Origin of the sequence: Bradyrhizobium sp. 22, assembly GCF_000482425.1 — a bacterium.
Classification (GTDB): Bacteria; Pseudomonadota; Alphaproteobacteria; order Rhizobiales; family Xanthobacteraceae; genus Bradyrhizobium; species Bradyrhizobium japonicum_B.
In genome coordinates this window covers 360,111-380,561 of the sequence record NZ_KI519400.1, presented here as the reverse complement: position 1 = coordinate 380,561, position 20,451 = coordinate 360,111, and the positions used below count along the sequence as shown (strand labels likewise).

At 63.9% G+C, this 20,451-nt stretch carries 20 protein-coding genes; 8 read left to right on the top strand and 12 right to left on the bottom strand.

Annotated elements, in window-relative coordinates; translation table 11 throughout:
• The first annotated feature begins 67 nt into the window (after positions 1–67).
• From K410_RS0127270 to K410_RS0127260, 3 genes are all read left to right on the top strand, one after another.
• A complete protein-coding gene (locus tag K410_RS0127270; protein ID WP_049820336.1) occupies positions 68–532 on the top strand; it encodes a group III truncated hemoglobin in 465 nt (154 codons plus the stop codon).
• Between the two features lie 262 nt (positions 533–794).
• Positions 795–1,448, top strand: a complete 654-nt coding sequence (locus K410_RS0127265; RefSeq protein ID WP_028137809.1) for a QcrA and Rieske domain-containing protein — start codon at positions 795–797, stop codon at positions 1,446–1,448.
• Positions 1,449–1,577: 129 nt separating this feature from the next.
• Positions 1,578–3,302: a methanol/ethanol family PQQ-dependent dehydrogenase gene (locus K410_RS0127260; protein ID WP_028137808.1), complete on the top strand. Its 1,725-nt coding sequence runs from the start codon at positions 1,578–1,580 to the stop codon at positions 3,300–3,302.
• Between the two features lie 257 nt (positions 3,303–3,559).
• Here K410_RS0127260 and K410_RS0127255 read toward each other — a convergent pair whose 3' ends face one another.
• The 7 genes from K410_RS0127255 to xoxF5 form a co-directional block, all read right to left on the bottom strand.
• Entirely contained in the window at positions 3,560–3,817 is a 258-nt protein-coding gene (locus tag K410_RS0127255; protein WP_028137807.1) for a hypothetical protein, read from the bottom strand.
• A 54-nt stretch (positions 3,818–3,871) separates the two neighbouring features.
• Positions 3,872–6,184 carry a xanthine dehydrogenase family protein molybdopterin-binding subunit gene (locus K410_RS0127250; protein ID WP_028137806.1) on the bottom strand — a complete coding sequence of 771 codons (2,313 nt, stop codon included), beginning with the start codon at positions 6,182–6,184 and terminating at the stop codon, positions 3,872–3,874.
• A gap of 1 nt (position 6,185) precedes the next feature.
• Positions 6,186–6,638 carry a (2Fe-2S)-binding protein gene (locus K410_RS0127245; protein ID WP_028137805.1) on the bottom strand — a complete coding sequence of 151 codons (453 nt, stop codon included), beginning with the start codon at positions 6,636–6,638 and terminating at the stop codon, positions 6,186–6,188.
• Between the two features lie 720 nt (positions 6,639–7,358).
• Entirely contained in the window at positions 7,359–7,922 is a 564-nt protein-coding gene (gfa, locus tag K410_RS0127240; protein WP_028137804.1) for an S-(hydroxymethyl)glutathione synthase, read from the bottom strand.
• A 32-nt stretch (positions 7,923–7,954) separates the two neighbouring features.
• Positions 7,955–9,064 carry an S-(hydroxymethyl)glutathione dehydrogenase/class III alcohol dehydrogenase gene (locus tag K410_RS0127235; RefSeq protein ID WP_028137803.1) on the bottom strand — a complete coding sequence of 370 codons (1,110 nt, stop codon included), beginning with the start codon at positions 9,062–9,064 and terminating at the stop codon, positions 7,955–7,957.
• 60 nt (positions 9,065–9,124) lie between these two features.
• On the bottom strand, positions 9,125–9,655 hold the full coding sequence (locus tag K410_RS0127230; protein ID WP_155253716.1) for a c-type cytochrome, methanol metabolism-related: 531 nt from the start codon (positions 9,653–9,655) through the stop codon (positions 9,125–9,127).
• A gap of 71 nt (positions 9,656–9,726) precedes the next feature.
• On the bottom strand, positions 9,727–11,532 hold the full coding sequence (gene xoxF5, locus K410_RS0127225; protein ID WP_028137801.1) for a lanthanide-dependent methanol dehydrogenase XoxF5: 1,806 nt from the start codon (positions 11,530–11,532) through the stop codon (positions 9,727–9,729).
• Between the two features lie 512 nt (positions 11,533–12,044).
• Here xoxF5 and K410_RS0127220 point away from each other — a divergent pair.
• Positions 12,045–13,013 carry a helix-turn-helix domain-containing protein gene (locus tag K410_RS0127220; protein ID WP_028137800.1) on the top strand — a complete coding sequence of 323 codons (969 nt, stop codon included), beginning with the start codon at positions 12,045–12,047 and terminating at the stop codon, positions 13,011–13,013.
• Positions 13,014–13,070: 57 nt separating this feature from the next.
• Here the strand turns inward: K410_RS0127220 and K410_RS0127215 are convergent, their stop codons facing one another.
• From K410_RS0127215 to K410_RS0127195, 5 genes are all read right to left on the bottom strand, one after another.
• Complete coding sequence (locus K410_RS0127215; RefSeq protein WP_028137799.1) at positions 13,071–13,496, bottom strand: hypothetical protein; 426 nt, start codon at positions 13,494–13,496, stop codon at positions 13,071–13,073.
• A 116-nt stretch (positions 13,497–13,612) separates the two neighbouring features.
• A complete protein-coding gene (locus K410_RS0127210; protein WP_028137798.1) occupies positions 13,613–14,614 on the bottom strand; it encodes a Bug family tripartite tricarboxylate transporter substrate binding protein in 1,002 nt (333 codons plus the stop codon).
• A 255-nt stretch (positions 14,615–14,869) separates the two neighbouring features.
• Positions 14,870–15,799, bottom strand: coding sequence for a substrate-binding periplasmic protein (locus K410_RS0127205; RefSeq protein WP_028137797.1), 930 nt, complete (start codon positions 15,797–15,799; stop codon positions 14,870–14,872).
• Complete coding sequence (locus K410_RS0127200; protein ID WP_028137796.1) at positions 15,796–16,152, bottom strand: c-type cytochrome; 357 nt, start codon at positions 16,150–16,152, stop codon at positions 15,796–15,798. Before K410_RS0127200 ends, K410_RS0127205 begins: the two co-directional genes overlap by 4 nt.
• An 11-nt stretch (positions 16,153–16,163) precedes the next feature.
• Positions 16,164–17,828, bottom strand: coding sequence for a methanol/ethanol family PQQ-dependent dehydrogenase (locus K410_RS0127195; protein WP_028137795.1), 1,665 nt, complete (start codon positions 17,826–17,828; stop codon positions 16,164–16,166).
• A 331-nt stretch (positions 17,829–18,159) separates the two neighbouring features.
• Here K410_RS0127195 and lanM point away from each other — a divergent pair, with 331 nt between their 5' ends.
• The 4 genes from lanM to K410_RS0127175 all read left to right on the top strand — a co-directional run bounded on the left by lanM (position 18,160) and on the right by K410_RS0127175 (position 20,257).
• Complete coding sequence (gene lanM, locus K410_RS0127190; RefSeq protein ID WP_028137794.1) at positions 18,160–18,552, top strand: lanmodulin LanM; 393 nt, start codon at positions 18,160–18,162, stop codon at positions 18,550–18,552.
• Between the two features lie 128 nt (positions 18,553–18,680).
• Positions 18,681–19,019 carry a hypothetical protein gene (locus tag K410_RS0127185; RefSeq protein WP_028137793.1) on the top strand — a complete coding sequence of 113 codons (339 nt, stop codon included), beginning with the start codon at positions 18,681–18,683 and terminating at the stop codon, positions 19,017–19,019.
• Positions 19,020–19,246: 227 nt separating this feature from the next.
• On the top strand, positions 19,247–19,327 hold the full coding sequence (gene pqqA / locus K410_RS37325; RefSeq protein WP_008562446.1) for a pyrroloquinoline quinone precursor peptide PqqA: 81 nt from the start codon (positions 19,247–19,249) through the stop codon (positions 19,325–19,327).
• Positions 19,328–19,351: 24 nt separating this feature from the next.
• A complete protein-coding gene (locus tag K410_RS0127175) occupies positions 19,352–20,257 on the top strand; it encodes a DUF6662 family protein (RefSeq protein ID WP_028137792.1) in 906 nt (301 codons plus the stop codon).
• Positions 20,258–20,451: the final 194 nt, after the last annotated feature.

Below are 20,451 nucleotides of genomic sequence, written 5' to 3'. Positions count from 1 at the left end.
GCCGCTTCGCGGCGAGCCACCCTCTCCCACAAGGGGAGAGGGAAAGACGAAACGGATGAAGAGAGATATGTCGGATCGACTGAAGGCCGAGCGCGAGGCGGCGGCCGCACGGCGGAGCCTGCTGACGCAGGATGCGATCGAGCGCACCGGGATCACCGAAGAGATGATCGCGGAACTCGTCACCCGCTTCTATGGACGGGTGCGCGAAGATGCAAAGCTGGGTCCGGTGTTTGGAGTCGTGCAGAACTGGGACGAGCATCTCGCCAGGCTCAGGGATTTCTGGTCCTCGGTGGTGCTGATGAGCGGCCGCTATCACGGCTCGCCGATGCGGGCGCATCTGCCGCTCGGCCTGGCTGGTGACCATTTCGACCGCTGGCTCGATCTGTTCGAGCAGACCGCGCGCGAGGTCTGCCCGCCGCCAGCGGCCAGCCTGTTCATCGACAAGGCGCGTCGCATCGCCGACAGTTTCGAAATGGCGTCTGCAACCGTTGCCGGTTCGATCGCCGCGCCGCGCCACGTCCTCAGGCCCTGAGGACACCGGCTGCCTGCAGCTTATGCAGCGGCGGTCGCGCTGCGTTTGCGCAGCGCGACGAAAAGCGCACTGCACCAATTCCGGTATCATCGGTCTGATCTGCAAAATCATCATGCCGATCGCGTGGCGTGACGTTGCAATCGCGAAAACGCTTTGGTTGCATTCGGTCTTGCTCAATCAGCGCGAGCAAAGTCATATTGATGCACTGCGGCGCCAATTCTTCGCCTTGTTTTTGGCAGAGTTCCAGCGCCTGCTTGTGAACATGTCCCGCGCATCGTTCACCACCAATTCCTTATCGTCCGAAAGCTCCAGGGAACCCGACGCCGAGGTCGATGCCGAGCAGACGCGGCGAACAGTCCTGCTCGGCGCGCTCGCCGTCACCGCCTGCCTCGGTTGCTCCGCGCATGCGCGCGCAGGTGAGGATCCGCCCGGGTCCGACGAACGACCCCAGAAAGGCGATGTGCTCGTCTACTCCCAAGGCGACAAGGAGGGAAAGGCGATCACCGCGGCCGATCTGAACGCCGGCGGACCGCCGGTGCATGCATGGCCGAAGGATCCCAACACATCGGTCGTGCGCAGCGGCTCGCGGCTCAACGAGATCCTGATCATCCGGCTCGATCCCGCCGAGCTCGACGAGAAGACCCGCGCGCGGGCCGTCGACGGCATCATCGCCTATTCGGCGATCTGCTCGCATGCGGGCTGCCCCGTCACCGCCTGGGTGAAGAGCGATGTCGGCGACAAGGAGGTGTTCAAATGCATGTGCCACAACTCCGAATTCGATCCGCGCGCCGGCGCGCAAGTCGTGTTCGGACCGGCGCCGCGACGGCTCGCCGCGCTACCGCTGGCGCTGGCTGACGGTTCGCTCAGCATCGCCGGCAATTTCATGGGAAAGGTAGGTGGCGCGCAGCCAGGATGATGGACAGTTGCGGGCCGGGCCCGCGTCACGAAAGGCCGCATCCGCCAACGGCGGACGGGGGACGAACGACAAGAATTCACAACAAGAATTCAGAACGGATGAAAAAGGGGAACGTCCATGAATACTTCCATGACCAGGAAGCAATGGTTACTGTCCGGCTTCGTCGCCTTCACGTGTCTTGCATCCACTGCCGCCGTGTCCGGTCCGATCGAGAACTACTCGCCGGTCACCGCACAGCGATTAGAGAATCCGGAGCCGAAAAACTGGATGCTCTACCGGCGCACCTATGACGGGCACGGCTACAGTCCACTGGACCAGATCAACACCTCGAACGTGAAGAACCTCACGCCGGTCTGGACCTTCGCCACCGGCGTGGTCGAAGGCCACCAGGCGCCGCCGATCGTCAACAATGGCGCGATGTTCGTGACGACCCCGATGGGGCAGGTGATCGCGCTGAACGCGAAGACCGGCGACGAATACTGGCGCTACAAGCGGCAGCTCCCCGACGATCTGTTCCAGCTGCATCCGACCAACCGGGGCGTCGGCTTGTGGGAAGACAAGCTCTACCTCGCCACCACGGACGATCACGTGGTCGCGCTCGATGCCAAGACCGGCAAGGTGGTGTGGGATACCAAGGTCCAGGACTACAGGAAGGGCCAGTACTTGACGCTGATGCCGTTGATCGTCGACGGCAAGGTCATCGTCGGCGGCTCCGGCGGCGAGTTCGGCGTGCGCGGCTATGTCGTTGCCTATGATGCCAAGGACGGCAAGGAGCTGTGGCGGACCTACACCATCCCCGGCGAAGGCGAGCCCGGTCACGACACCTGGCAGGGCGACGATTGGAAGAACGGCGGCGGTTCGGCCTGGATGACCGGCAATTACGACAAGGAGACCAAGACGATCTATTGGGGCGTCGGCAACGCCGCGCCGTGGCCCGGCGACTCCCACCCCGGCGACAATCTCTACACCTCCTCGGTGCTCGCGCTCGATCCGGACACCGGCAAGATCAAGGCCTACCACCAGTATCATCAGAACGATTCCTGGGATTGGGACGAGGTCGAGGCGCCGATGCTGATCGATCTGCAGCGCAACGGCCGCACCATCAAGAGCCTGGTGCATCCGGGACGCGATGCCATCTTCTGGGTGCTCGAGCGGACGCCGACCAAGATCAACTATGTCGCCGGTTGGCCGTTCGTTCATACGGACGTCTGGAAGGGCATCGACGAGACCGGCAAGCCGATCGTGGATCCCGCGCACAAGCCGGTGATGGGCAAGCGCGTTGAGTTCTGTCCGTCGCTGTGGGGCGGCAAGGATTGGCCGTCGGCTGCCTATAGCCAGAGGACCGGCCTCGTCTACGTCCCTGCCAACGAGAATTTCTGCGGCGGATTCACCGGCGAGAAGGTCCCGCTCAAGCCGGGCGAGCTCTGGCTCGGCACCAAGCCGGAGGACATCGGCCTGAAGACGAGGCCGGGAGCGGATCATTTCGGCGAGCTCCAGGCTTGGGATCCCGCCACGGGCAAGAAGGTGTGGCAGCACAACTTCCCCAAGTCGCAACTGTTCGGATCGGTCACGGCGACGGCGGGCGACCTCGTCTTCGTCGGCGGCACGAACGACCGCAACTTCCGGGCCTTCCACGCCAAGACCGGCGAGCTTCTCTGGGAGCAGAAGACCAATTCCGGCATCGTCGGCATGCCGGTGTCCTACGAGATCGACGGCACGCAGTACATCGCGATCCAGTCGGGCTGGGGCGTGGACGCGCAGCGCATCCAGGACGCGCTGGTGACCAACAACATCGGCATCGAAGCCAATGTGCCCCAAGGCGGCGTGGTCTGGGTGTTCGCATTGAAGAAATAGCTCCGCGGGCGGATCGAAGACAGCGGAGCAGCAGGGGGGTGGGAATGCGGCGGACGGCAACGTCCGCCGCATTTTTGTTTGTGTACTGGGATTGCCCGCGGGCCGCATACGCGTCGTCACGCCCGGGCTTGTCCCGCCTGCGCGGCCGTAGCCGCCTCGGCGCGGCGAAGGGCCGGGCGTCTACGTTCGTCGTGCCGCGCAAAAAGGCCGTAGATGGCCGGGATAGCCCGGCCATGACGGCATGAGGTCGCACAAGCTTACTTGCCCTGGCGATCCACCTTGTCCTTCTCCTTCTGGTTCATCTCCTGAACCTTCGGATCCGGATTATGCTGCCCGGTGGTCTGGGTGGTCGAGGCGGGCGGGGCATTGGCGTTGGGCAGTGAGGTCTGGTCCGGCGTGCTGGGACGGGTGGCCGAGGTCGGCGGCGCGGTATTGCTCTGGGCAAATGCGCCTGCGGCCGTCAAAAGAAAGGCGCTCGACAGCGACACTGCGAGCGCCTTTGAGAGTTTGGTCATCGATCTGCTCCTGTCAGATCGATGGAAACGGCCCGAGGCCGCTTCCGTTCCGTCCTACGCCTCCAGCTGCTTGCCGATCGGCAAGCTCCGGATACGCTTGCCTGTCGCCGCGAAGATCGCGTTGATCAGCGCCGGCGCGAAGGGCGGGACACCGGGCTCGCCGACGCCGCTCGGCGGCGTGTCGGGTCCGGGCGGCACGATGTAGACGTTGGTCACCGCAGGGGATTCGTCGATCCTGACGAGCTGGAAGTCGTCGAAATTCTTCTGCTGCACCTTGCCGTCCTTGAAGGTGATCTCGCCGTATTTGGCGAGACTGAGGCCCATGATCGCCGCGCCCTCGATCTGCGAGGCGATGCGCTCGGGGTTGACATAGGTGCCGCAATCGATCGCGGTGTCGACCCGGGGCACCGTCAGCTTGCCCTTGTCGTCGACGGCGACCTCAACGATGGTCGCGATGTAGCTGACGAAGCTGCGGTGCACCGCGATGCCCAGACCGTGGCCCTTCGGCACCTTGCGACCCCATTCGCCCTTCTCCGCGACCAGATCGACCACCTTGCGCAGGCGCGCGGTGTCGATCGGGTAGCTGTCCTGGGGCTCGCCGTAGTTCCAGAGGTCCTTCACGTTCGGCTTGACGATGCGAGGCGAGCCGATCAGCTCGATCAGCATGTCCTTCTGGTCGCGGCCGGTCGCCTGCGCGATCTCGCCGACCATCGATTGCACCGCAAAGGCGCGCGGGATGTTCGAGACCGAGCGGAACCAGCCGATGCGGGTGCGTGCGGCTGCTTCCGGATTCTCGCAGGAGATGTTGGCGATCTCGAACGGCAGGTCGGCGAGGCCCATGCCGATCTCGAACGGGGCCTGATGCACGGCGCCGGCGGCAAAGGTCGAGGCGATGCTGGGAGCCACGCTGCGGTGGCGCCAGGCGATCACCTTGCCGCTCTTGTCGAGGCCGGCTTCGATCCGCTCGACCGAGACGGTGTGCAGGAAGCCGTTGTGAATGTCGTCTTCGCGCGTCCACTGCACCTTGACCGGCACGCCAAGCTCCTTCGACAGCAGGGCGGCTTCGAGCGCGAAGTCGCATTTCGACTTGCGTCCAAACCCGCCACCCAGCAGCGTGACGTTGACCGTGACATTGCCTTCGGGAATGCCGAGCGTCTTGGCGACGTCCTCGCGGGTGCCGCCCGGGCTCTGCACCGGCGCCCAGATCTCGGCCTTGTCGCCCTTGACGTCGGCGACCGCCACCGGCGGCTCCATGCTGACATGAGCAAGATGCGGCAGGTAGTACTCGCCGACGATCACCTTGTCCGCGCCCTTCAAGGCTGCCTCCGCATCGCCCTCCTTGCGCACGACGAGGCCGGGCTTGCGCGAGGCCTCCTCGAGCTCCTTGCGATAGGCGACCGAATCATACTTGCCGTTAGGGCCGTCGTCCCAGGTCAGCTTCAATGCGTCACGGCCCTTGATCGCCGCGCCGGTGTTGCGCGCGATCACGGCGACACCCCCGAGCGGCTGGAACTTGGACGGCCACGGCCAGCCTTGAACCTTCATCACCTTCTCGACGCCGGGGACCTTCAGCGCCGCCTCCGGATCGAACGAGACGAGCTTGCCGCCGGTCACCGGCGGGCGCGCGATCACGGCATATTTCATGCCCGGCAGCCGCACGTCGGCGCCGTAACGCGCCTTGCCGGTGGTGATGTCGTGCAGATCGACCATGCCGATCTGGCCCTTGGTGAGGTAGCGGAAGTCCTTGGGGTCCTTCAGCTTGAGGCCTTCGATTGCTGGCACCGATTGCTTGGCGGCGTCGGCTGCGAGCTCGCCGAAGCCGAGCTTGCGGCCGCTGGCGCCGTGGACGACCTCATGATTGACCGCCTTGACCTCGGTCGCCGGCACGCCCCAGCGCTTCGCCGCAGCCTGCTCCAGCATGGTGCGGGCAGCGGCGCCGATCTGGCGCATCGGGATCAGATAGTGCCGCGTGCTGCGCGAGCCGTCGGTGTCCTGGTTGCCGAACTTGACCTCGTCGCCGTGGGCCTGCTGCACCTTGACCCTGTTCCAGTCGGCCTCCATTTCCTCGGCCACGATCAGCGGCAGACTGGTGCGCACGCCGGTGCCCATCTCCGATCGGTGCCCGACGATGGTGACGATGCCATCCGGGGCCACCGAAACGAACACGCGCGGATCGACCACGACGCCGTGCGGCATCTTGCCGGCGCCGGTCTCATAGGCGAGCGCCTGGCGCGACATCACGGGGGCGGCGAGGACGAAGCCGCCGGTGACGCCGAGCCCCTTCAGGATGCTGCGGCGCGAGACCTTCTCGACCCTGATATGCTTCTCGAAGCCGCGAAGCTTGCGGGGATTGTCGATGAAATTCATGTCACACTCCCGTCGATGCGAGATGGACGGCGTTCTCGATGCGCTGGTAGCAGCCGCAGCGGCAGATGTTGCCGGACATCGCCTCCCGGATCTGGTCATGCGAGGGCTTCGGGTTGTCCATCAGAAGCGCGGCGGCCTGCATGATCTGGCCGGCCTGGCAGAAGCCGCATTGCGGCACGTTGACCTGGCGCCAGGCCTTCTGCACCGGGTGATCGCCGTTCGGGTGCAATCCCTCGATCGTGGTGACCTCGCGTCCGGCGACGTCGTTCACCGACGTGACGCAGGCCCGCACGGCCTGCTTGTCCACGATGACGGTGCAGGAGCCGCACAGAGCCTGGCCGCAGCTGAACTTGGTGCCGGTCAGCCCGACCTCGTCGCGCAGGAACCAGAGTAGCGGGAGATCCGGGTCGCCGTCCCAGCTCTGTTCCTGTCCGTTGATCTTCACCTTGATCATGGTCATCCCTCGCTCTTCATAAGCATGCCAAATTGAAAATTCGCCGACGCCGGTCGGCGCAATGCCAGTTGCATCGCATCCCGGCCCACGATCCCGCACGGGCAGATCCCGGCAGGGGGCAGGAATACGAATCTCGATGTCCGGATGTGGTCGATACCTCCCGTTTGTTCTTGTTTGATTGTATGTCGCGCGGCATCGTGACGGCGCGATCGTAGCAGAGATCGCGCCGGCCCGGCGTTCACAGCCGGGTGTTCTCACCGGGAAAAGACTGCATCGATGATTTGTCAAAAGCAGGGCGCACCGGCGCGCCGCGTGCACGTCGCGTTCGCAAAACGTGACTGCGGCTAAAAAGGCTTCGTCCGCCAGCAAGACTGCACGGACGAAGCAGGATGCCTCAGTCGAGGGAGGGAGAAACGCAGACGCCGGGACTTCGAGACGGAAGTCGGAGGCGCTACGCAGTCATTCAGAGACCAGGACTGAGGGAGCTCGTCACCCTCATGGCCACGTGAGTTGCAGAGGCGGCGGCATCGCCGCGATCGTCCCGGCACCGGGGCCCGTCCGCTTCGCTGGCGCTGGTCGAGGCCATCGAGCGGACGGGGGCCGGCGAACGTCTAAAGCGCGATGCGACTAGGATGAATGGTCATCGCGCTTTAGGGTGTTGTTTAAGCATGATCTTTTCGGAAAACTGCTGCGCACTTTTCCGGATCATGCTGGCCTTGCTCAGGCGGCTTTGGCTTTGGCGACGTGGGTCGCGATCGCGTCCATCAGCGCCGGTGACAGGCAATCATAGGGCTCGAGCCCGATTTCCTTCAACCGCGCACGAATGCCGGACATCTGCTCCGGCTTCACGCCCGATTCGATCACGGAGGAGACGAAGGCGGCGAATTGCGGCGCCTGCGAGCCCTGCTCCTGGAATAGCTCGGGATGGATGAAATCGAGGCCGTAGAACGGGTGGCCCTTGTTCTCGATGCGGCCGTACATGTGGGTGCCGCAGGCCTTGCAGGCGTAGCGCTGGATCACCGCGGAGGGGTCGACGATCTGGAGCTTGTCGCCGTTCTCGAGCACGGTGACGTTCTGGCGCGGCACCACGGCGACGACGGAGAATGTCGCGCCCTGCGGCTTCCAGCACTTGGTGCAGCCGCAGGCGTGGTTGTGGGCGACGTCGCCCTTGATGCCGACCTTGACCGGATGGTCTTTGCATTTGCAGACGAGCGTGCCGCCGGCAAAGCTGCCGCTGCCCTGTTTGAGGCCGTTGTCGATCGAGGGGTGGAGTGCAACAGTCATGGGTCGATCCTCCTTGGGGTGACGGTTTCGGGCTAGAACACGACGACTGAACGGATGGATTTGCCCTCGTGCATGAGGTCAAAGCCCTTGTTGATCTCCTCGAGCTTGAGCACGTGGGTGATCATCGGATCGATCTGGATCTTTCCGTTCATGTACCAGTCGACGATCTTCGGCACGTCGGTGCGGCCGCGCGCGCCGCCGAACGCCGTGCCGCGCCAGTTGCGTCCGGTAACGAGCTGGAACGGGCGGGTGGAGATCTCCTTGCCGGCTTCGGCGACGCCGATGATGATCGAGGTGCCCCAGCCGCGGTGGCAGGCTTCCAACGCCTGCCGCATCACCGTGGTGTTGCCAGTGCAGTCGAAGGTGTAGTCGGCCCCGCCGTCAGTGAGGCCGACGAGGTGCTGGACGATGTCGCCGGTCACCTTCTTCGGGTTGACGAAGTGGGTCATGCCGAACCGCTTGCCCCACTCCTCCTTGGAGTCGTTGATGTCGACCCCGATGATCTTGTCGGCGCCGGCCATCTTGGCGCCCTGGATCACGTTGAGGCCGATTCCGCCAAGGCCGAACACGACCACGTTGGCGCCCGGCTCGACTTTCGCGGTGTTCACGACGGCGCCGACACCGGTGGTGACGCCGCAGCCGATGTAGCAGCTCTTGTCGAACGGGGCGTCCTCGCGGATCTTGGCGACCGCGATCTCGGGCAGCACGGTGAAGTTCGAGAACGTCGAGCAGCCCATATAGTGGTAGATCGGCTTGCCCTTATAGGAGAAACGGCTGGTGCCGTCGGGCATCACGCCCTTGCCCTGCGTCGCGCGGATCGCGGTGCAGAGATTGGTCTTCTGGCTGAGGCAGCTCTTGCACTGCCGGCATTCCGGCGTGTAGAGCGGAATGACGTGATCGCCCGGCTTCACCGAGGTCACGCCGGGGCCGATCTCGCGGACGATGCCCGCGCCCTCATGCCCCAGGATCGACGGGAAGATTCCCTCGCTGTCGAAGCCGTCGAGCGTATAGGCGTCGGTATGGCAGATGCCCGTCGCCTTGATCTCGACCAGGACCTCGCCGGTCTTCGGGCCTTCCAGGTCGACCTCGACGATCTCGAGCGGCTTCTTGGCTTCGAAAGCGACGGCGGCACGTGTCTTCATCGGTAGCTCCTCAAATTCTCATCAGACGCCAGGAAGTGGTCTTGGCAGTCCTCGTAGCGTTCACTTCTTGCCCATACAGGCGTCTTCCGCCTTGGTGTAGGCCTCTGTCTTCTCCTCCTTCTTGGAAGGACGCTGCCGGCCCCATGCGTCGGTGGAGCGCGCGCGGAGATAGACGTAGAGATCGTCCATGTAGCAGGCGACGTTCGGATTGTCGCCGAAGGCCGGCATGACGTTCTCCTGTGCGGTGGAGACGTTCTTGCGACCGGAGGCCACCACGCCGAGGAAGTCGCCGTAACTCATCGTCTTGACGGAATCCTTGAGCGCGGGCGCGTAGGTGGAGCCCATGCCGTCAGGCCCATGGCAGACGTGGCAGTCGGAGTGATAGCGGCGGTACCCGGAATAAGTGAACCAGTCCACGGTGCCATCGGCCGAGATCTTGTAGGTCGGTATTCCCTCTTTATCGAGCCACTTGCCGTCGTCTTCCTTCTTCACCGCGGCCGGATCGCCCGGACCGTCCGCGACCGCAATTCCTCCGGACGCAACCAAGATCGTCGCAGCAATGACAGAGCAGATTCTACGCAAGAGATTCATCCTTGAAGCAGCCCCCGGGGAGACGAGCCGGCGCGTGGATGGATCCACGCGCCGGAGCGATGCTGATGGGCCTAGTTTGGCAACGAGAACACGGTCAGCGTACCGCCGAGCGCCGTGTAGTTGCTGAGAGCCGCGTAGCCACCGACGGCACCGAGACCTGCGGTCGGATCGGTCAGGCCTGCGGCGAGACCAATGCCAGCCCAGCCGCCGACGCCGGAGAGCACGGCGATATACTGCTTGCCGCCGTTCTCATAGGTGGTGACGTTGCCGATGATGCCGGAGGGAGTCTTGAACTTGTAGAGCTCCTTGCCGGTCTTGGCGTCGACCGCCTTCAGGTAGCCTTCGAGCGTGCCGTAAAACACCACGCCGCCGGCGGTTGCGAGCGCACCCGACCAGACCGAGAACTGCTCCTTGTTCGACCAGACGATCTTGCCGGTCTTGTTGTCCCAGGCGATGAAGTTGCCCATGTGGCTTTCACCCGCGGGCGGGTACATCGAGAGCGTTGCGCCCACATAGGGCTGGCCCGCGGTGTAGCTCACCTTGAACGGCTCGTAGTCCATGCAGACGTGGTTGGTCGGAACGTAGAACAGCTGCGTGTCCGGCGAGTATGCCGCCGGTTGCTGGTCCTTGGTGCCCAGCGCGGCCGGGCAGATGCCCTTCGTGTTCTTGTCCTCACCGCCCGCTTCCGTCGAAAACTGGCTGACCACCTTCGGCCGGCCGTAGGTCGGGGAGTTCTTGTCCATGTCGACGCCCGAGGTCCAGTTCACCTTCGGATCGTACTTTTCGGCGACCAGCAGTTCGCCCGTCACGCGGTCCATGGTGTAGGCAAGACCGTTGCGGTCGAAATGAGTCAGCAGCTTGCGCGGCTGGCCGTTGACCGGCTGATCGGAGAGGATCATCTCGTTGACGCCGTCATAGTCCCATTCGTCATGGGGCGTCATCTGGTAGACCCACTTGGCGAGGCCGGTGTCAGCGTTACGAGCCCAGATGGTCATCGACCATTTGTTGTCACCGGGGCGCTGCTTCGGGTTCCAGGTCGAGGGATTGCCCGATCCGTAATAGATCAGGTTCAGCTCGGGATCGTAGGAGATCCAGCCCCAGGTGGCACCGCCGCCAATCTTCCACTGGTCGCCCTGCCAGGTCTTGAGGCTCGAATCCTTGCCGACGGGCTTGCCGAGCGCGGTGGTCTTCTCGGGATCGACCAGGATCTGGTCATCCGGCCCGCCCGAATATCCGCGCCAGACTTGCTTGCCGGTCTTGATGTCGTAGGCGGTCATGTGCGCCTGAACGCCGAACTCGCCGCCGGAGATGCCGACCATCACCTTGTCTTTCACGACGAGCGGGGCCGACGTGCCGGTCTCGCCCTTGGCGGGATCGCCGTTCTTGACGCTCCAGGCGACCTGACCGGTCTTGGCATCGAGCGCCACGAGCGTGGTATCGGCCTGATGCAGGAAGATCTTGCCGTCGCCATAGGCCACGCCACGGTTGACCGTGTCGCAGCACATCACCGGAATGACGTTCGGATCCTGCTTCGGCTCGTACTTCCAGATAATCTTGTTCTCCTGCGAAAGGTCAATGGCGTAGACCTTGTTCGGGAACGGTGTATGGACGTACATGATGTTGCCGATGATCAGCGGGCCGCCTTCGTGGCCGCGCAGCACGCCGGTCGAGAAGGTCCAGGCAACCTGAAGCTTGCCCACGTTCTGTGCGTTGATCTGGTTGAGCTTGGAATAGCGGGTATTGGCGTAGTCGCCCGCCGGCATGACCCAGTCTTTCGGGTTCTGCGACATCTTCATCAGCGCGTCATTGGCTGAGGCGCTCCCGACGGCGAGAGCCGCCGCGGAGCCAAGAAAGGTCGCCAGTAGCACCTTGCGCATAGTCATTCCTCCGTTGGTCTCGTTATTTTTCCGAAGCAATATTGATTCACCGGACGTCTCGTCCGGCGTCTGCTCGTGCAGGGCGGTCACGATCGGGACCAGAAACGATGCTGTGCTGTTTCCTCCTCCTGATGAGAGCCACGGGTCCACGTGCAGGAGCGGCCCGTTCTTGTTGTTCCTGCCGCAATTCCTAACGACTTCGCCATCGGGAAACTTGCCCAAGAGAGAACCCGGTTTGCTCGACAGCGCACGGAGGAAAAGATTTTGATTTTGCAGTAGCGAATTCAGCGGCTTCCGTGCGGCATGGAGGCACTTTCAACGCTCAGGTTCCCCTTGACGGCGGTGCAACTAAGGCGGAGGATTAACTTTCAAGGGTGGCAATGGAACGATGGCGCTCGTGCCAAGAGACCGCTCAAATTCGAGGTAAACGTCACGCAATCACGGCTGAGGGCTTCAGCAAGCACTGGTCGCGATTCGCGTCGAATCTCCGGATCAAAACAGTGGCTGGATTAATGTCCGACACCATTCACACGCTCTCGACGACCGGTATGACGCCGAAGCGCCAGATCCAGAGCTGGATCGACGGGCTGACGAGCCTGTGTGGGCATTTCGACGTCGATCCGCTGGAGGCGTCCTCGCTCGAAGGCCGCATCGACTACACGAGCGTCTCGCGCCTGAAGCTCTGCCAGATCGAGGTGAGCCAGCATCGCATCGCGCACACGCTGGCGCGCGCCAAGGCCAATGAGCATCCCTACATCAAGATTCACTTCCAGACCTACGGCGTGTCTTACTTCGAGCAGGAAGGCCGCCACATCGAGATCAACCCCGGCGATATCATCGCCTATGACGTCTCCTGCCCGCATTCGATCATCAGCCCGGCCTTCACCCGTCACGACGTGGTGATCGTGCCGAAGGCGCTGCTGCGCGACCGCGGGTTCCCCTCGCAGCGGATGCCGGCGTGCAAGTTGTCGGCGAGGACGGGCACGGGACGGATCGCCCACGATTTCGTCCATGCGACCTTCGACGAGGCGGCCAAGCTTTCGGCGAACAGCGCGGTCGGCGTCGCCGATTCGCTGATCGACCTGCTGCTGCTGCCGCTGCGCGAAGCCGACACGATGTTCGACCGGGTCGGGCCCGAAGCGATGTATGTGCGCGCGCAGTTCTTCATCCGCGAGCATCTGCGCGATCCGGATCTGTGTATCGACCAGATCTCCGCCGAGCTCGGTTGCTCCAAGCGCTATCTGCACATGCTGTTCTCGGAGCGCGGCACCACGGTGAGCGACTACATCTGGCAGGCACGGTTGCAGAACTGCCGCCAGGAGCTCGAGGCTCACGCCGGCAAGACCATCACCGACGTCGCGTTCTCCTGGGGCTTCTCCAGCTCGTCGCATTTCAGCCGCGTGTTCCGGAAATATTTCGGCGTGGTGCCGTCCTCGATCCACAAGGCGCAGCAGAGCGCGGCGAACTCGAACGAGCATTAGATCGGACGCTGCCGAAGCCGCTGCCGCGATCAATTCGCTCGATGGACCAAATCCCGCTCACGCCGACGCAGACATGTAGGGAATGCTGGCCAGGAGGGCGGCAAGCAGCACGGCGTTGCAGAGCATTCCGCTCCAATGCAGCCTCCGCAGCCGCCCCGCGGCACCGGTATCGCCAGCTTCGCTGGCGCTGAGCTGTTCGTCCATCCGCTGCAAGAACCAGCCGCGGCCGCCGATCGCGACAGCTGCAAGCAGGCCGATGCTGATCGCGGCGAGCGGACGACCATCGAGCAGCAAAGCCACCGTCGCGATGAGTCCCGCAACGCGCATCACCAGAAAATGGGCGTTGAACATTCCGCGCAGCAGCAAGCCGATCGGCCGGATGTCGAGCTTCACCAGCAGGAAGGCGGGCGAGGCAAGCGTGAAATAGCCCATCGGAAAAAGCAGGATGATCAATACGGCGACGGCGACTGCATCCGGTGTCATGCGCTCGGCCCTCGTTGTCCGCAGAGATGCGCAATCATAGCAGCAGAATGCGTGTCCAGCACTGGACTTTGGTCGAGTCCCGGGCCGCGAAGACCGACCGGCGCCTGCCCGGAGACTCAGGCCGGCTCGAGGCCGAGGGACTTCGCACTCTCGATCCAGATCGGCAATTCGCGTTGATAGAGTTCGTTGGTCTCCTTGAAGCCGATGGCAGGCTCGAGCACGAAGGTGGTGAGAACCTCCTTCACTTTCGGATCCTTGTTGGCCGCGACGCAGAGCTCCGCGAGACGGTCGACGACGGCTTGCGGCGTTGCCTTGGGCACGGCCCACCCCGAAAAGCCGCTGACGGTGAAGAATTTCGACGTCGCGCCCTGCTCGGGAAGGGTCTTGATGGCCGGAATTGCGTCGACCTTCTTCGAATGCACCGCGAACACGGTGCCGCGGTCGCTTTGCAGGACCGACTGGGCCGCCGTGTAGCTTCCCATCGCGACATCGAGCGTGCCTTCGAGCATCCCGGTCCACATCGGGGCCTCGCCGCGGTAATGGATCGGCTCGATGTTGAGACCGTACTGCTTGTTGAGCTCGTTGATCGTCATGTGCGGGGCCGAGCCCGCGCTGTAGGTGCCGAAATTCACCTTGCCGCTCTTGCGCGCGAAGGCGACGAAATCCTCCAGCGTCTTGACCCCGGTCTTCGGGTTGGCCACCAGCAACAGGCCGGCGCCCGGAATGACGCTGACGAGGGTCAGATCCTTGTCCATGTCGTAGCCGGGATTCTTCATCACCACCCGGTTCATGATGTAGGTGGTCGAGATCGAGCACAGGATGGTGTGGCCGTCGGGCTCGGCGCGGGCGACCTCCGCCGTGCCGATCGCACCGGAAGCGCCGGGCTTGTTCTCGACGACCACGGTTTTGCCGACCTGCTTGGAGATGAATTCGCCGTAGGCGCGCGCGAGCAGGTCGGTCTGCCCGCCGGCGGGATAGCTGCAGATCATGCGAATCTGCCGCGACGGCCAAGGGCCTTGTGATGCAGCCTGCGCCGAGGCGCCGCGCGAGATGAACGGCATCGCGAATGCGCCGGCTCCGGCGGCGATGAAGTGGCGGCGATCGATTTTCTTGGACATGATTCTCTCCCGGTTCCGGGCAGGGTACTGCACCAGGCTGGCGCTGCCACGCGCGTCAGGCGAGACAGATTGGCGCATTCGCCACACCTTCCCGTTCGCGACGTCAGAGCAGATTCGTGCCCCGGACACGGCGCAGCGCGACTTCCGCGGTGCGCTGCAGAGCCGGGGCCCATTCAGCAGCGAATTGCGTGGCCTGCTGGGTCCCGGCTCGGCGGAGCGTCACTGCGTGCCGCACCGCGTCCGGACACGAGAGACTCACCGCTGGATGATCTTGGTCCAGACGTCGCCCAGAATGGCGGGCTCGCGCGGCGGTAAATAGGTGAGGCCGGCCTGCCTGCCGAATTCGGCGATCTTGCCCTCGGCGGCGAGGGCGCTCAACGCCTTGTTGACGGCCTCGATCAGCGCGCCATCGCTGGCAAGCCCGACATAGCCGCGATTGGCGCCGATCGGATAGTAATAGCCGGACGCCGTGAGCGCCGTGTCGGGGTGCGCGGCGCGGTGGGCGTCGAAGCGCGCAAGGTCGATCAGCGTCGCGTCATGGTCGCCGCGCTGCAGCGCGCCGAGGAGATCGTCGCGGCCGGGAACGAGATGGGTGATGCTGTCGATCAGCCGCCCCTTGTCGAAGGTCATCAGGATGGCGTCGCCGAGCGAGCCGCTTTCGACGACCAGGCGAAGCCCGGCGAGATCGCCGATGTCGCCGATCTTGCGGCCGCTTGCCTTCGGCCCGAGCACCACTGTCATCGGCGAATACACGTAAGGCTGGCTCGGCGCGAGCACGCCGACGGCGACGCGGCGTCGCCGGTCGTCGCGCGTGGCCCCGGCGAAGCCCGGCAGGCGCGCCGTCTTCATTCCGGGGGCAACCAGCGAATCCTGGGTCAGTGCGTAGCCGCCGACCAGCGAGCAGCGCCCATCCGAGAGCAGCGCATTGGCCTCGAGCTGGGGACTCGAATCCTCGTCCAGCTTGGTCTCGAACCACTGGATCGTCAGCGTCCGTCCGAGCCGCTCGGCCACCGCCTGCGCCAGCAGCACGTCGAAGCCGGCATCCGGCTTGCCGCGGCGATGCATCGAGAGCGGCGGTCGGTCCTCGTCGAGACAAATCCTCAGGGGATCCTCGGCCGCAAGCGCGGCCGACGCCATCGTCGAGAGCAGCGCAGCAACGCTCCATGCGACGGCCCGGCTCCTCATGGCTTTCTCCGGCTGGAGACGAACGCCCAGAGATTCCCGATCTCGTCGTCGGAGAGGATGTCGCCCCAAGGCGGCATCTTGTTGTTCTTGCCGTTCTTCACCGTGGTGACGAAGCGCGTCTTGTCGTCGGGAATGGCGCGCAGGTCCGGCGTGATGGTGCCGGAATTCATCAGGTTGGGGCCGTGGCAGTGCGAGCATTTCGAGGCATAGGTCGACTTGCCGTGGTCGATTTGAGCCTGCAGTGGATTGCCGTTCGCGTCGTCCGCGGCACGGACGGTCGCCGCAAGCGCGACCGTCAGCACCGCGACGGTGGCGAGGCTCGCCACCGTCTTGTGAAGCATTTCTCTCAGCATCGTGCCTGCGTTTATTGCTTGACCGCGAAGACCCACAGCGAGCCGCCGGGCGGCACCTTGGCAAGCCGCTCGTCACCGGAGAACAGCGAGTAGACGCCGCCGTAGCCGCTGGTCACCGCGACATATTGCACGCCATCCTGCTGCCAGGTGACCGGCTGTCCCTCGATGCCGGAGCCGGTCTGGAATTGCCAGAGCTTCTTGCCGGTGTCGGCATCGAAGGCCTCGAACTCGCCGGTCAGGGCGCCCGAGAACACGACGCCGCCCGCGGTCGACAGCACGCCCGAGAAGCGCGGAATGTCGCTCGGCGCTTCCCATTTCGACTTGCCGGTCATGGGGTCGATGGCCTTGAGATGACCGCGCGGTCCGTCCCCGAACTCCCAGGGATCGCTCAGGTCCATGCCGAGATACCATTCACCCTGCTTGAAGGTGACGGGCTCGGCCTTGTACTTGCCGCCGAAGTTCAGCGTGTTGGCGTAGGCAAGGCCGGTCTGCGGATTGAACGACATCGGCTCCCAGTTCTTGCCGCCGAGGATCGACGGATAGACCGTCACCTTCTTGCCCTCGCGCGCATCCTTGGCGACGTCGGTTTCGACCGGACGGCCCGTCTTCATGTCGACGCCGGTCGCCCAGTTCACCTTCACGTAAGGATTGGCCGCGAGCAGTTTGCCGTTGGTGCGGTCAAGCACGTAGAAGAAGCCATTGCGGTTGGCATTCATCAGCACCTTGGCCGGCTTGCCCTCGACGTTCATGTCGGCGAGGACCATCTCGGCGACCGCGTCGTAGTCGAACGGATTGTTGGGCGAGAACTGGTAGTGCCACTTGATCTTGCCGGTCTTGGGATCCATCGCCAGCACGGAGCAGGTATAAAGATTGTCGCCCGGCCGTACCGCCGCGTTGAACGGGCCGGGATTGCCGGTGCCCCAATAGACAGTCTTCAGCTCGGGATCGTATGAGCCCGTAATCCAGGTCGAGCCGCCGCCGAGCTTCCAGGTGTCGCCTTTCCAGGTGTCGCCGCCGGGCTCGTCTGGCGAAGGAATCGAGTGAGTGCGCCAGAGGTGTTTGCCGGTTGCCGGGTCCCACCCATCGATGAAGCCGCGCGTGCCGAACTCGGCGCCTGAGACGCCCGTGATGACGACACCCTCGGCGACCAGCGGGGCGATGGTCATCGAATAGCCTTCCTTGATGTCGGCCGCCTTCTGCCGCCACAGCTCCTTGCCGTTCTTGGCGTCGATGGCGACAACGTGGGCATCGAGCGTGGTACGGAACAACTTGCCCTCGTGAATCGCGACGCCGCGGTTGATGATGCCGCAGCAGACGATGCGGGGCGTCTCGGCCGGATATTCGATCTTGCTCTTCCAGATCTGCTTGCCGCTCTTGGCATCGACCGCCATGGTGGCGTTGTGCGTGGTCACGTAGATGACGCCCTGATAGACGATGGGCTGGGATTCCTCGCTACGATCGTCGTTGAAGCTGTAATTCCAGATCGGGACGAGGTTCTTGACCGTATCCTTGTTGATCTGGTTCAGCGTCGAGAAGCGCTGAAGATGGTAGCCCATCCCGTAATTGAGAACATTCGATGTGTCGGTCGCGCCCTTGACCAACTGCTCGGTGGTCTGTGCACTTGCACACGTCGACGCAAGCATGACGAGGCCCGCGGCCATCGCAAAGCGTTTCATCCGTTCCTCCCAATATGCGCGCCTTTTGACGCTGCAAGCACAAATCTCCGCCCGAATGCAGAACGCGTCAATACGAAAGTCGTAAGTGTGGTGCCGATATCGTTGGACGCCCGCGCCGGTCACTTCATGAAAACCGGTCGACTTGTGCAGAGACGCTGGGAAAATTCCGCGCCACGAAGCGGCTCCGATCCAGGGTGGTCTGGCCGAGCCGCAAGGTTTCCGTGAGTTGTAGCGCGCACAAGTTGTAATTCAGGACTTGAACCGGACCCGCTTGCGGACTTATCTCGTTGCTGGTCCGTCCCGCACCGGGGCTCTTGGTCTGGAGGTCTTGATGATTTCGCGTCGCTCAGTTGCACTTGCGCTCTCGCTTGCATTGTTGTCCGGTCCGGCGTGGTCGGCCTCCGGCAATGCGGTCAAATTGTTCGATACCGACAACGACGGCACGCTCGATCTGGCGGAGGTCAAGAAGGTGGCGGCCGGATTGTTCGCAAAGCTCGATCCGGATCGCGACGGCACGCTCGATGCCCGCGAATTGCGCGGACGGTTGACGGCGAAACAACTCGCCGCTGCCGATCCCGACCGCGACGGGACACTGACGCTCGACGAATACCTGTCCGTGGTCGAGCAGCGCTTCAATGCGGCCAATCCCGACCGGGATGGAACGCTGGATGCGAAAGAGCTGAACTCGCGCGCCGGCCGTGCGCTGTTGCGATTGATGCGCTGAGCGGGCAATCGGAACAAACGTGACGAAGGCGGCTTTTGCGAGCCGGCACTGGGAACATCAGGCAGCTCGGTCTGTTCTCTCCGCGATATCCCGCCCGGCGCCGGGGCCGCGCGGCGGGAGAAGAGGAGATGCAGATGACCACGAAACGTACCGTTCTTGCCGCCTGCGCGATCCTGACCCTGAGCGCCGGCCTCGCCGTCGCCGGACCGTGCAACACGGGCAGTGCCAGCACCAATAAGGATGCCGGCTCTGGTCCGGTCACCGTTGGCGCAGCGCAATCGCACTCGTCCGGTTCAGCCGGCGATTCCAGCCAGCATCCGCCGACCAGCACGATGAATCGTGCGAGCGGCGAAACGCCGGCCTCATCCGAAGATGCGCAGCGGCAAATGCAGAGCGAGCCGACGGCGGCTCAGCGAGCCGACGGTGCCAAGCCGAGCGGCTCGGCAATGGCCGGCAAAGACTGCTGACGGCGCGGTGTCGTTCGTGTCGATTCGACGCGCGGTGCGTCGCACAGCCGGCGTCCCCGCAGGTCGTGCTTGACCAAGAGCGAACTGGCTTTGTCCGAGAGAGAAATGCAGCCGCGAAGAATCGACACAGACGCGCTCGGCAGACGAATCGAGGCTTGAACTGCACCTGACGCAGCCCTAGGTTTTGCGCCGCGCGATGTCGCGCTCAATACCTTGGGAGACCCCGAATGGCTTGGAAAGCTCCGAAGATCGTGGAAGTGCCGGTCGGCATGGAAATCAACATGTACGCCTGCGCTTCGCGCAAGTAGGACTGACGACCTGCCGCGGCTTCGATGGCAAACGCCGTCGAAGCCGTGGTAGTGTCGGAAATGCGCGCGAGAGCCAACAGCTTCTGGACCATTGCTGCCTGCGCGGTCGTGCTGCTGCCGGTATGCGTCCGCGCCGAGGATGGCTTCGATACCGAGCACATCTTCGGTTTCATGATCGGCACCGATATCGGCAATCCCGGCGAGCGCGAATTCCAGAGCCAGACGACGGGGCGCTTCGGCAAGGGCGGCGGTACATATCGCGCCCTCGAGCACGAATTCGAGATCGAGGTCGTGCCGCTGCCGAACGTCCGCATCGAGATCGGCGGCACCGCGAGCTTGCACGACATCTCCGGCGTTCCCGATATCGACGACCGCCGCCAGTTCAATGTCCAGGGCGCCTCGCTCGATCTGCGCTACCGTCTGCTCGACCGCGCGCGTGCGCCGTTCGGCCTCACCATCGCCGGAGAGCTCCATGGCGACCGGATCGACGAGACCAGCGGCGCGAAAGGGCGGATGTACGGCACGGAATTCACGCTGGCGTTCGACCGCGAACTCGTTCCGAACTTCGCCATCGGCGCTCTCAACCTGATCTATCAGCCGGAATGGGCGCGCTTCGAGGTGACGGGCGTGTCAGAGAGGAGCTCGACGATCGGGGCGGCATTGGCGGGCCTGGTGCGTGTGCGGCCCAATGTGCTGCTCGGCGGGGAGCTGCGCTACTTCCGGCAATATGACGGCATCGGCCTTGGCGAGCTTTCGGGCCAGGCCCTGTTCGTCGGCCCGACCGCTTATTTCCAATTGTCCAACCGCTCACGCCTGACCATGAGCTGGAGCATGCAGGCCTGGGGGCGCCCGGCCGGATCGGGCGGAAATCTCGACCTCGTCAATTTCGAGCGCCATCAGGCCCGGATGGTGTTCGGGGTGAACTTCTAGCGAAGACGGTCGTCATGCCCGGGCTTGTCCCGGGCATCCACGTTCTTTGTACCGCGCGGCAAGGTGGCCGGGACAAGCCCGGCCATGACGACGGAGGCTTCGGCGTTCTGCTTCGTGTCAGGGAGATGAGAAGCGGTTCCCGCCCTATTCCCCTGCAAAGTGAAACTTCCCCCTCCGCGGAACGTATCCTTTCG